Raw genomic sequence first — 12,667 nt, 5'->3', positions numbered from 1 at the left:
TGCAGGACATGCCCGTACGCAGCCCGGATACGATCGGCAGGTAATGACTCCAACTTATTGATAGTGTTTTATGTTCAGATAATGCCCGATGACTTTGTCATGCAGCTCCACCGATTTTGAGAACGACAGCGACTTCCGTCCCAGCCGTGCCAGGTGCTGCCTCAGATTCAGGTTATGCCGCTCAATTCGCTGCGTATATCGCTTGCTGATTACGTGCAGCTTTCCCTTCAGGCGGGATTCATACAGCGGCCAGCCATCCGTCATCCATATCACCACGTCAAAGGGTGACAGCAGGCTCATAAGACGCCCCAGCGTCGCCATAGTGCGTTCACCGAATACGTGCGCAACAACCGTCTTCCGGAGCCTGTCATACGCGTAAAACAGCCAGCGCTGGCGCGATTTAGCCCCGACATAGCCCCACTGTTCGTCCATTTCCGCGCAGACGATGACGTCACTGCCCGGCTGTATGCGCGAGGTTACCGACTGCGGCCTGAGTTTTTTAAATGGCGGAAAATCGTGTTGAGGCCAACGCCCATAATGCGGGCGGTTGCCCGGCATCCAACGCCATTCATGGCCATATCAATGATTTTCTGGTGCGTACCGGGTTGAGAAGCGGTGTAAGTGAACTGCAGTTGCCATGTTTTACGGCAGTGAGAGCAGAGATAGCGCTGATGTCCGGCAGTGCTTTTGCCGTTACGCACCACCCCGTCAGTAGCTGAACAGGAGGGACAGTTGATAGAAACAGAAGCCACTGGAGCACCTCAAAAACACCATCATACACTAAATCAGTAAGTTGGCAGCATCACCTTAGAGTCGTTAAGGTTAACCTAAGATTTCAGAATGATAATCTCTGCTTTGCAGCGAATAAGGCAATCATAATATTAGATTGAATTGTTGTAATTATCATCAATGTTTTTACTGGTTTACTATTTTCCGGAGGTGTTAATGCCTGTACTTTTCAGGGTGAAAGTTATTCCGCTGGTTTTACTTCTGGCAATGATCTTTGCGTTTTTACTTAACTGGCCAATATTGCTGCATTTTTACGAGATTTTGTCGCATTTAGAGCATGTCAAAATTGGTTTTGTCATTTCTATTCCCTTTGTTCTGGTTGCGGCGCTTAACGTTGTTTTTATGCCTTTCTCAGTTCGTTTTCTGCTGAAACCTTTCTTTGCTTTACTGTTTATCACTGGCTCACTGGTCAGTTATTCGACACTAAAATATAAAGTAATGTTTGATCAAACGATGATTCAAAACATTATTGAAACTAACCCCCAGGAAGCGCATTCCTATCTTAATGGCTCAATTATTATATGGTTCGTCTTTACCGGTATCCTTCCTGCCATCCTCCTTTTTTCAATAAAAATTCAATATCCTGAAAAATGGTATAAAGGCATTGCTTACCGTTTGCTCTCCGTGCTGGCATCGTTGAGTTTGATTGCAGGTGTTGCCGCACTTTATTATCAGGATTATGCCTCTGTCGGCCGCAATAACTCGACATTGAATAAAGAGATCATCCCGGCGAACTACGCTTACAGCACTTTCCAGTATGTTAAGGATACGTACTTTACGACTAAAGTGCCTTTCCAGACGCTGGGGAATGATGCTAAACGCGTCGTCGCTCACGAAAAACCCACGCTGATGTTCCTGGTGATTGGCGAAACGGCACGCAGCCAGAATTTCTCGATGAACGGTTATTCGCGTGATACCAATGCCTTTACCAGCAAATCCGGCGGCGTTATTTCGTTTAAAAATATGCATTCCTGCGGTACCGCTACCGCAATATCCGTTCCGTGCATGTTCTCGAATATGAATCGCACCGAGTACGACAGTAAAAAAGCATCTAACAGTGAAAATTTCCTCGACATCGTGCAGAAAACCGGTGTCTCGCTGTTATGGAAAGAGAACGATGGCGGTTGTAAAGGCGTATGTAGCCGCATCCCGACTGTCGAAATTAAGCCTAGTGATAACCCGAAACTGTGCGATGGCAAAACGTGCCATGACGAGGTGATGCTGGAAAACCTTGATGATGAAATCGCCAAAATGCCAGGTGATAAGCTTGTCGCCTTCCATATCATTGGCAGCCATGGACCGACTTATTACCTGCGTTATCCGGCTGAGCATCGCCACTTCATGCCCGAATGTGCACGTAGCGATATCGAAAACTGTACTCAGGAACAATTGGTCAACACCTACGACAACACCCTTCGTTATACAGACTATGTATTAGCTGAGATGATTGAAAAGCTAAAAAATTACAGCGATCAGTACAACACCGTGCTGCTTTATGTGTCCGATCATGGTGAATCATTGGGCGAAAGCGGGCTATATCTGCACGGCACGCCGTACAAACTGGCACCGGATCAGCAGACGCATATTCCGATGCAGGTCTGGATGTCACCGGGCTTTATCGCCGGGAAACACATCAACATGTCTTGCCTTGAAAATAATGCGGCGAAAAAATCATATTCCCACGACAACCTGTTCTCATCGATTTTGGGGCTGTGGGACGTAAGCACCAGCGTCTATAATCCTGACCGCGATTTGTTCCGCGAATGCCGTGGCTAATCGATTGTTAGTATAACAAAAAGCCTTACGGCAACCTGGTTGCCGTAAGCTGCAAGAATGCAATAAGGCTTATAATATGAAACAACTTACTTTCAACGACCTACGCAAGCAAAGCGCACAAGCCGCAAATTCCCCCCGCTTACGTGCCCATCATAATTTCCACCCTGAATTGAGCGACCCGGTGCAGCGTCTGGCTATTGCTATGGAACCGGGAACTTATGTTCGCCCTCATCGCCACCCGCATACTTTTGAACTGCTGACATCCCTTACCGGTCGCTTTTTGGTATTGAACTTTGATGACCTGGGTAACCTGACCCAGCGCGTCGTGTTAGGTGAGGACTGTAAAGTGCTGGAGATGGATGCAGGCACCTGGCATACCGTATTGTCACTGGATGAAGGCGGCGTTATTTTTGAGGTAAAACACGGTAGGTACCAGCCTGTTGCTGATCAAGATGCCGCCCCATGGGCCCCCGCCGAAAACGAGCCGGGAACTGCAGAGCTGATGAAATGGTACACACAGGCGCAAGTAGGTGATGGCGGATATCCGCGGTAATTAATGCGTTGCACGGAGTGCCATTCTCTCCTTCGCGCCAACTTCAAAGGCTAAGACGCTTCCTCCCAAATCACCTACTCGTAAACCTGTGGCAAGAGTAGAAAATCATCTTATGCAAATAACAGGCAATATCCTTACCGAGGTCGGGATGCAGGCAAAACACCAGCAGAACGCAAAGTATCTCCAGTAAGAGTACAATTTTCATCTACATTTTATCGCGCAGATTGCAGTGGCAGGACAATGCTGACCAGTACGCCTGAGGTAAACTGGCTGGCAGGGGCTAAAGTAACTTTCCCACCCAGCCGCGTGACGCATGCTTTGACTATCGCTAAGCCCAACCCAGAGCCGGGTTGGGTCACGCCTTCAGGGCGATAAAATGCATCGAACACGCGCATCCTTTCTTCTGCGGCAATACCGGGACCGTTATCTTCAACTTTAATGATCGCTTCGTGCTGCGATACCATCACGCTGAGATCAATTTGTCCGTGTTCCGGTATATAGCGGATTGCGTTTTCTACCAGATTTTTCACGATAATAGTGAGTGTGTATTTATCGGTGTAAACCAGCTGACTCGCACTGGCAGTTTCCAGTACGCCAATATCAATACTTTTTTCCAGAGCAAGTGGATGCAGGGATTCAATCACCTCCCTGAATAACTGTGTAATGAGCAGAGGCTGATTATTTCCTTGCCGCGTATTTTGCTGTTCGCGGGCAAGCAGAAGCAGCTGTTCTAACAAGTTTTTGGTTCGGCTTAACCCTTGTTGCAGGCTGTTCAGCCGGAATTGCGCTTCGGGCGACATTTCGCTCGCCGACAGCCGCTCCGCCTGTAGCGACAATGCCGTTAGCGGGGTACGTAACTCATGGGCCGCATCGGCGATAAAACGTGACTGTGTCTGCATGGCATCGTTAACTTTGTGCAACAATTTATTGATACCACCCACAAATGGACGAATTTCATCAGGAATGGCATCTTCAGGGAACGGCGTCAAATTGCGTTCATCTCGCTGATGCACCTCATCGGCAAGGAGTGAAACGGGGCGAAAGGCTTTCCGGATCAGATCAGTCGCAACCAGCAACAGTATCGGCAACAGCAGACTGAGCGGGATCAACGTGCGCAGTGCGCTTTCAAATGAGATTTCGTCGCGTACGTCAAGCTGCTGACCAATGGCGACCAATTGGGTGGGTGAAAGTCGATGCACCAATACACGATACGATTCTCCGCCGGAAATTACGTTCTGAAAACCTTCATGCATGGGCGTTTCCAGCTGAAAAGTGGGGTCGCGGGCCTGCAGGGAATTACCGTTTTCCGATATGAATTCCACCACCACTCGGGAATCATTATCACCATCCAGTTGCTTAACAAGAGTCTGCGAGTCAGGGTTGTCATATATCACACTGGCGATTTGGGTCAGGGTGCCATCCTGTAGTTCATGGGCTTCGTCGAGTGCAAAATAGAAGGTAAGACCACAGGAAATAACTGCGGTAAATAAAATGGCGACGCTCAGGGCTACCGAGAGCTGTAGCTTCAGAGAGTTTTTCACTCGCTTTTGGAAACCAGCCATCCGACCCCCCTGACATTTTTGATGGCATTCCGGCCGAGCTTTTTACGTAGAGCGTGGATGAAATACTCAACAGCGTTACTTTCAATCTCATCCCCCCAGCCATAAATACGGTCTTCAAGATCGCTGCGAGAGAGAATACCGCCGGGGCGCTGCATGAGTGCTTCCAGAAGAGCATACTCGCGCTTCGAAAGTAAAAAGTTCTCTCCGCTGGCCAACAAACACACTTCGTGACTGACCGGGTTCAGGCTGAGCACACCGTTACTCAGCAATCGATCACTGTTGCCGTTATGTCGTCGCAAAACAGCGCGTATCCGCGCGAGCAGTTCGCTGAACTCGAACGGTTTAATTAGGTAATCGTCTGCTCCACTGTCGAGGCCGTGAAGTCTGTCCGTAAGGGGGCACTGTTGCAAAGTTAGCGATGAGGCAGCCTTTTGTCTTATTCAAAGGCCTTACATTTCAAAAACTCTGCTTACCAGGCGCATTTCGCCCAGGGGATCACCATAATAAAATGCTGAGGCCTGGCCTTTGCGTAGTGCACGCATCACCTCAATACCTTTGATGGTGGCGTAAGCCGTCTTCATGGATTTAAATCCCAGCGTGGCGCCGATTATCCGTTTCAGTTTGCCATGATCGCATTCAATCACGTTGTTCCGGTACTTAATCTGTCGGTGTTCAACGTCAGACGGGCACCGGCCTTCGCGTTTGAGCAGAGCAAGCGCGCGACCATAGGCGGGCGCTTTATCCGTGTTGATGAATCGCGGGATCTGCCACTTCTTCACGTTGTTGAGGATTTTACCCAGAAACCGGTATGCAGCTTTGCTGTTACGACGGGAGGAGAGATAAAAATCGACAGTGCGGCCCCGGCTGTCGACGGCCCGGTACAGATACGCCCAGCGGCCATTGACCTTCACGTAGGTTTCATCCATGTGCCACGGGCAAAGATCGGAAGGGTTACGCCAGTACCAGCGCAGCCGTTTTTCCATTTCAGGCGCATAACGCTGAACCCAGCGGTAAATCGTGGAGTGATCGACATTCACTCCGCGTTCAGCCAGCATCTCCTGCAGCTCACGGTAACTGATGCCGTATTTGCAGTACCAGCGTACGGCCCACAGAATGATGTCACGCTGAAAATGCCGGCCTTTGAATGGGTTCATGTGCAGCTCCATCAGCAAAAGGGGATGATAAGTTTATCACCACCGACTATTTGCAACAGTGCCTTTCCAAGCGGCCTCCTAAATCCGCACAAATTAGTTATTTATTCGACCATGATAGTGGGGCAATCCTTTATTTTTCAAGGAGAAAAGTTAAAAAACATTAACAACAGAAAGGTTTCTGCTTTTTTTAAATAAAAACAGCAGGTTATCTTCTTATCGTGGTTTTTTACATCATTGGACCTCAAACCCCGATCTATGCTCAGGCCGCAATGAGCTGACCTCGCGTGAGCAACTGACGATAGTGACCTCAAAAGCATATCAGGGATGTCTCGACAACAACGTCGTGTTGGCCAGCGCAGCGATGATGAAGGAACTGAACACCAATATGACCGGGCTGAACATCAGTCATGCCGTAAAAATTCTGCAGATGCAGGACGAAAGAGTGACAAGAAATGCAGCATAAAGAAAGCAGCAGTAGACCGGCAGGCCGGTGCCTGATCACCATTACGCAACTGTGTTGCGCCACAACACGGGGTCAGTTTGGATATCGAAAATTATTGTACGTTAAGGTGATTTTTTGTACCTCTGAGCTGTGGTAGAGCTTGACCACTTTGACAGGCAGCTTTGAGCGAGAAGCGGACATTGCAGACTGCCCAGTAGAAAAAGTGCTATCAGAATTATCTAAAGGAAGATCGTATTTACCATGTCTCATTCTAACTGTTTAATAAATTACAAAAATTAAAATTTCCATTTAATATCATCGCGTTAAGCAAGAGAATTAAACCTCTCATTTAATTTATGATTCTTATTTAATTCATGAGTTGGTGTAAAAATAGGTTGCCGCACTATAGAAAGACACATATTTAAACCCAGCAGGAAATCATATTTGAAAGTAATGTGTTTAAGGGGCTGCGTAACAAGAACAGCAAGTAAACACATAGTAATAACAGTTACCATTCCCATTTCGCAAGTGGCCATATCAGAGGTGAACTAATGCCTGCTGCAATTTTAAGAATTAAGGTTATCCTAATAATTCTTTTGTATGATTAAGATCATCGATAAATTTACTAAGGACTCATTAATGAAATTGCGACTCTGGAATCTATTACCCCATGATTACGCTCCTTTTTTTCGTATTCTTCACATCATTGTGGCATTTCTAATATTATCACAAATTATTAACTCTAATCTGACAGAGACCGAAGCAATTGGTGAACATAGTCTTGAAGGAGTTATAACCTGGATGCACATTATTTCAGGGTTAGGACTGATTATTTGTGGTTTTATTATGTTAAGTTGGATGCTTACTCAAAGAGGTTTTACTTATTATTTTTCATGGGTAGGGCTTGACTTTAGTGGTATTAAGCAAGATATAAAAACGTTGACTAGTTTCCGACTGCCCGATGCACATTCGGGAGGTATTGCCAGTACAATCCAAGGATTTGGAGTTCTAGCATTGCTAATTGTAGCACTTTCAGGTGGCCTATGGTTCTTGTTGAATACCATGCAGTCAAATCTGGCTGAAACAGTAATCCACTGGCATAAGTTCTTTACTACTTTCATTGAGGTCTATTTTTATGCACATGGTGCAATGGGAGTTTTGCATATTTTAATTGAAAAATATAAAAGCCGCTCAGTTAACCTAAGTGACTAATCTGTTGTGAGATAATATTACTTCAAGTTGAAGAAAACCCTAAAAATAAAATTTAGTTTACTAGAAGATGAAACAGCACTTGCAGAGACTTTTTAATTAAATTTAATAAAAACGAAAAAATATTCATGGCGAAATGATTGTTTAATTATCTATCATGGATAGAAATGTGAGTTAGTCGTCCTATTTTAGGAAGTTAATAATGACTAAAACAAAAGGGTTACCTCATCCGCTGACGCACTACGCTTGGCTTTCCATTGCCACGGCTATTGCCACTATCGGACTCAAAGGTGTGGCGTGGAAAATGACCGGTTCGGTCGGTCTGCTATCTGATGCCATCGAATCCGTAGTTAACCTCGCAGGAGCCCTAATGGCGCTCTGGATGCTGACCTTGGCTGCGCTTCCGGCCGATGAGAACCATGCATATGGGCACGGCAAAGCCGAATATTTCTCGAGTGCTTTCGAAGGATTTCTGATCCTATTGGCGGCAGCCAGTATCGCCTATACCGCAGTTGAGCGGATGTTAACTCCACAGCCGCTTGAGGAGATTGGTCTCGGATTACTGGTTTCAACAGTCGCATCAATCCTTAATTTTGTGACGGCTCGCATTTTGTTAAGGGCTGGCAGGCAGCACAACTCTATCACTCTTGAGGCAGATGCTCATCACCTGCTGACCGATGTCTGGACGTCGGTCGGTGTCATTTTTGGTGTCGGACTGGTTTATCTGACCGGCTGGTTTTGGGTCGATCCGATCGTTGCATTGCTGGTCGCAGCCAACATCGTTTGGACTGGTTATCAGCTTATGAGTCGTTCAGCTGCAGGTCTGATGGACGTATCGCTACCCACGGAAGAACTCAAAAAAATCGAGTCACTGCTGGCAGGATATCGTGAACAGGGGCTTGATTTCCATGCACTACGTACACGCCAGGCTGGCGGGCGGGCGTTTATGACAATGCACATCCTAGTTCCTGGGCGATGGACTGTTCAATATGGGCACGACTGGGCCGAGCGTATAGAGAATGATATCCGCACCGCACTGCCTTTTATCCATATCACCACTCATGTGGAACCGTTGGAAGATCCCGCGTCAATGAACGACCAAACGCTCGACATTTCTGATCACTAAACTAACCACATGTCGCTGGTCGGGCAGGGTAACAAACCTCGCTCTACAAAAATTTCAGGTATTCTCTATAATTCTGAGGGTACTTGATGTGACCTGCGCCCAATTGTTGGGCACGCAATATTTTTAAAAAGTCCGCTTCTGGCACACAGCGGACTTTCCTTACATAGATGATGCGTCAGGCTGCTAATCACAAAAGTTGTTACAGGGCGCTAACTATTAGGCCATGACTGCAAATAAACACCGTTATTCCAGCCTTTCAGGCAGTTTCATTATTTTTATGAAGCGCTTGTATCCGGCAAACCTGTGAAGCACTGTAGCCTGTAGCATCCGCCGTTTCCCGGATACTCAGTTTCTTTACCTGCCGGTAGTACAGGACTTTCTGATGCCGTTCCTGATCGGCCTGCTTACCCCGGTACTTTCCAATTGTATGAGCCCGCTCGATTCCCTGTTTTTGCCGCTGGCGGCGGCTCAGCCAGTCCTTATGTGACATTGCGGCCATCAGATCGATAAGCATGTTATTGATGGCGGTTATTACTGCGCGGGTTATCGGGTCGGCCTGCGAAGGGTCCTTATCTGACAGTGCCTGCCATGATGTGGGCACATCAAGACTGACAATTCGCAGCTCATGTTGTTCTATCTGTTTTTTTAGCGTCATCCAGTCGCTGTTGCTGAGACGTGTCAGACGGTCTATCTGCTCGACCAATAAAATATCATTGTGGTGACTGTCCATCAGTAAGCGCCCTAGTTCCGGGCGCTCAAGTTTTGTGCCACTGATATTTTCCCGGTAGTAGCTGGCGATTTTATGCCCCCGTTCCTGGACGAACTGCTCCAGCATCTCTTTTGCCCGATCGGCGAACTGGTCTTCCGTCGATGCCCTTAAATAAGCTCTGATGAACATTTTCCCACCGCGTTATCGCATTTAGGTTATTGCATTTATTCTATCGCATATAGGTTATGTCATTTATCGTGTGCCGTCACGTTTTGGTTGTGGCGTCAAGGTGTACCCTTATGCGATAAGCATTCTTGTTAAAAATACCGAACCGAATAATTTATGAGGGAAACTATATGGCAAGGAGGCAGATTCTTTCTCTGTCGGAAAGAGAATCATTACTGGCATTGCCAGATGATGAGTTAACGCTGACCCGAATGGCCTATTTCAGTGAGCATGATCTGGCACTTATCAGTGCTCACCGTAAACCTGCCAGCCGTTTTGGTTTTGCCGTCCTTCTTTGCTACCTGAAAAATGTCGGCTTTGCTCCGGATAAAAAAATCCCACCCTCTGATGCGCTGCTGAAGCATATCGCCAGCAGGCTAAAGCTTACCGGGGATCTCTGGCCTGCTTACCTTTCCGGCAGGGATACGACCCGGCGTGAGCATTTAACCGAACTGTACCGCTATCTTGGCGTAAAGGCGTTCACCGGCAAAATACAGCAGGACGGTATTACGCACCTGTTGTCGATGGCGACGCGCACCGATAAAGGTATTCTCCTGGCCGAAGAGTTACTGGTCTGGCTCCGGCAGAACAACGTGATAATTCCCGCGATTGATGTCGTGGAGCGGACCTGTGCGGAGGCCATGGCTGGCGGAGATAAAATCGTATTTCAGACCCTGAATGCCCCGTTAACTCCGGCGCACCGGGATGCCCTGGATCGTTTACTTGAGTCATCAGATAATCAGCCTTCCAGGCTGACATGGCTTCTGCAACCGCCGGGTAAAATCAATGGTAAGAACGTACTGCAACATCTTGATCGGCTCAGCAGCATTGAATCGCTGGCATTACCTGAAGGTATAGATCGTACCATTCACCAGAACCGGTTGCTGAAACTGGCGCGGGAAGGCCGAAAGATGAGTAGCCGGGATTTGACCCGATTTTCAGCAGCCCGCCGTCATGCGATCCTGGTCTGCGTGCTGGAAGAAGCCAGAGCCACACTGACAGACGAAGTGATTGAGCTGCATGAACGAATGCTGAACAGCCTTTTCAACAAAGCCAAAAGAACACAGGCTGAGCGCCTTCAGCAGACCGGAAAGCTGATCCAGTCCAAACTGAGGCAGTACATCGATGTTGGTCAGGCGCTGTCTGATGCCCGCGACTCCGGTGGCGATCCATGGCTCGCAATAGAAAACATACTCCCGTGGCCTGAATTTGTCGCCAGTCTGGAGGAAACACGCCATCTCGCCAGAAAAAATAATTTTGACCCGCTGCATATTATTACTGAGAAATACAGCACATTACGGAAATATGCCCCGCGCATGTTGTCCGCTTTACAGTTAGTCGCAACCCCGGCAGCACAACCTCTGGCTGATGCGCTGGTTGTGATCAAGGATATGTACCGGAAGCAGTCACGTAAAGTTCCGGCGACTGCGCCGCTTGAGTTTGTCCCTGAAAGCTGGCGCAAGGTGGTGATTACACCTGCGGGTATTGACCGGCAGTATTATGAATTTTGTGCGCTCAGCGAGCTTAAGGGAGCGTTGCGCTCCGGGGACATCTGGGTTAAAGGCTCACGCCGCTACAAAAATTTTGATGATTACCTCATTCCCGAAAAGGACTTTGACAAACTCACACCGGCGCTGCCACTGCCCGTATCTGCTGATTATCATGAGTACATTGCCAGCCGTATGACTCTGCTTCAGTCCAGACTTGAAGAGGTCAATGCCATGGCTGCCCTTGGTGAACTGCCCGATGTGGAAATATCCGACAAGGGCGTAAAAGTCTCTCCGCTGGATAACTGCGTTCCGGCACAGGTTTCACCGCTGGCAGAACTGGTTTACAGCATGCTACCGCGACCTAAAATCACGGAAATTCTCGACGAGGTAAACTGCTGGACGACGTTTACCCGTCATTTTTCGCATATAAAAAATGACATTACCCGTCCCGATACCCGCCAGCTCCTCACCACCATTCTTGCGGATGGCATCAATCTTGGCCTGACCAAAATGGCAGAAGCCTGCCCCGGGAGCACCAAATCATCACTCGAAGATATTCAGGCATGGTATACCCGCGACGAAACCTATTCAGCCGCGCTTGCTGAGCTGGTAAATGCGCAGGGAAAAAGACCACTGGCGGCATTCTGGGGTGACGGAACAACGTCATCATCAGATGGACAGAATTTCAGAACAGGCAGCTCAGGCCGCTACGCAGGGCAGGTTAACCCGAAATATGGGCAAGAACCTGGACGTCAGTTTTATACCCATATTTCGGATCAATACAGCCCGTTTTACACCTGCATAATAAGTCGGGTCAGGGATTCAACCCATGTTCTCGATGGTTTGCTGTATCACGAAAGCGACCTGGAAATCAGGGAGCATTACACCGATACAGCTGGTTTCACCGATCATGTCTTTGCCCTGATGCATCTGCTAGGCTTTGCGTTCTGTCCACGAATCAGGGATCTCCACGACAAAAAGCTGTTTATCAAAGGGAAAGCAGACCAATACCCGGCGCTTCAGTCACTGATATCAACAACCAGCCTGAATCTGAAAGAGATCGAAATTCACTGGCGTGAAGTGCTGCGCCTGGCAACCTCGATAAAGCAGGGAACCGTGACGGCATCCCTGATGCTTAAAAAGCTTGCCAGCTACCCCAAGCAAAACGGACTTGCCAAAGCACTGAGGGAAATTGGCCGTATTGAACGAACGCTGTTTATGCTCGACTGGTTCCGCGATCCGGCACTTCGTCGGCGGGTACAGGCGGGACTGAATAAAGGAGAAGCCCGTAACGCGCTGGCGCGCGCGGTATTCCTGCACCGTCTGGGTGAAATCAGGGATCGTAAACCGGAAAATCAGAGCTACCGCGCCAGCGGACTGACGCTGCTGACGGCAGCTATCTCGCTGTGGAATACCATCTATATGGAAAGAGCGGTCGATGCCCTGAAGCGTAAAGGGATGAAGATCAACGAGCGACTGCTATCGCATTTGTCCCCGCTAGGCTGGGAACACATCAATCTTACAGGCGATTATATCTGGAAAAGCAACCGGATACCGGCTTCCGGTAAGTTTCGTCGGCTGCGGCCAGCTAAAGTAGGAAGGTCAAAAAACGACCTTAACGTACAATAATTT

General features: G+C 48.1%; 9 protein-coding genes and 2 pseudogenes. 6 read left to right on the top strand and 5 right to left on the bottom strand.

Annotated features, from left to right (window positions below):
- Positions 1-54 precede the first annotated feature (54 nt).
- Positions 55-752, bottom strand: a protein-coding gene (locus C2U54_RS23900) for an IS1-like element IS1B family transposase (RefSeq protein ID WP_227525589.1) whose coding sequence is annotated in 2 segments (ribosomal slippage) — positions 55-503 and positions 503-752 — 699 coding nt in all. Because the reading frame shifts where the segments join, the coding sequence is not laid out codon by codon here.
- A gap of 193 nt (positions 753-945) precedes the next feature.
- Here C2U54_RS23900 and C2U54_RS23890 point away from each other — a divergent pair.
- Both C2U54_RS23890 and C2U54_RS23885 read left to right on the top strand, forming a co-directional pair.
- Positions 946-2,565, top strand: a complete 1,620-nt coding sequence (locus tag C2U54_RS23890) for a phosphoethanolamine--lipid A transferase MCR-9.1 (RefSeq protein ID WP_001572373.1) — start codon at positions 946-948, stop codon at positions 2,563-2,565.
- A gap of 76 nt (positions 2,566-2,641) precedes the next feature.
- Positions 2,642-3,118, top strand: coding sequence for a WbuC family cupin fold metalloprotein (locus C2U54_RS23885; RefSeq protein ID WP_001572372.1), 477 nt, complete (start codon positions 2,642-2,644; stop codon positions 3,116-3,118).
- A 212-nt stretch (positions 3,119-3,330) separates the two neighbouring features.
- Here C2U54_RS23885 and qseC-like read toward each other — a convergent pair whose 3' ends face one another.
- The 3 genes and pseudogenes from qseC-like to C2U54_RS23870 all read right to left on the bottom strand — a co-directional run bounded on the left by qseC-like (position 3,331) and on the right by C2U54_RS23870 (position 5,834).
- Positions 3,331-4,680, bottom strand: coding sequence for a QseC-like sensor histidine kinase (qseC-like, locus tag C2U54_RS23880; RefSeq protein WP_001572371.1), 1,350 nt, complete (start codon positions 4,678-4,680; stop codon positions 3,331-3,333).
- Positions 4,656-5,075, bottom strand: a pseudogene (gene qseB-like, locus C2U54_RS23875) (QseB-like response regulator transcription factor); the annotation flags it as partial. The pseudogene qseB-like and the gene qseC-like, both read right to left, overlap by 25 nt.
- Positions 5,076-5,129: 54 nt before the next feature.
- Entirely contained in the window at positions 5,130-5,834 is a 705-nt protein-coding gene (locus C2U54_RS23870) for an IS6-like element IS26 family transposase (RefSeq protein WP_001067855.1), read from the bottom strand.
- 301 nt (positions 5,835-6,135) lie between these two features.
- Between C2U54_RS23870 and C2U54_RS27525 the strand changes: the two genes are divergently transcribed.
- The 3 genes from C2U54_RS27525 (at position 6,136) to C2U54_RS23860 (ending at position 8,611) form a co-directional block, all read left to right on the top strand.
- Positions 6,136-6,297, top strand: coding sequence for a hypothetical protein (locus C2U54_RS27525; RefSeq protein ID WP_168192061.1), 162 nt, complete (start codon positions 6,136-6,138; stop codon positions 6,295-6,297).
- Between the two features lie 618 nt (positions 6,298-6,915).
- Entirely contained in the window at positions 6,916-7,488 is a 573-nt protein-coding gene (locus C2U54_RS23865; RefSeq protein WP_001515348.1) for a cytochrome b/b6 domain-containing protein, read from the top strand.
- Between the two features lie 199 nt (positions 7,489-7,687).
- Positions 7,688-8,611 carry a cation diffusion facilitator family transporter gene (locus tag C2U54_RS23860; RefSeq protein WP_048286540.1) on the top strand — a complete coding sequence of 308 codons (924 nt, stop codon included), beginning with the start codon at positions 7,688-7,690 and terminating at the stop codon, positions 8,609-8,611.
- Positions 8,612-8,867: 256 nt separating this feature from the next.
- Here the strand turns inward: C2U54_RS23860 and C2U54_RS23855 are convergent, their stop codons facing one another.
- Positions 8,868-9,509, bottom strand: coding sequence for a recombinase family protein (locus C2U54_RS23855; RefSeq protein ID WP_001567361.1), 642 nt, complete (start codon positions 9,507-9,509; stop codon positions 8,868-8,870).
- Between the two features lie 167 nt (positions 9,510-9,676).
- Between C2U54_RS23855 and C2U54_RS23850 the strand changes: the two are divergent.
- Positions 9,677-12,654, top strand: a pseudogene (locus C2U54_RS23850) (Tn3 family transposase).
- The last annotated feature ends 13 nt before the right edge of the window (positions 12,655-12,667 follow it).

This window comes from Leclercia sp. LSNIH1, assembly GCF_002902985.1.
Classification (GTDB): domain Bacteria; phylum Pseudomonadota; class Gammaproteobacteria; order Enterobacterales; family Enterobacteriaceae; genus Enterobacter.
The sequence above is the reverse complement of the archived record's forward strand: the minus strand, read 5'-3'. Positions and strand labels throughout refer to the sequence as shown.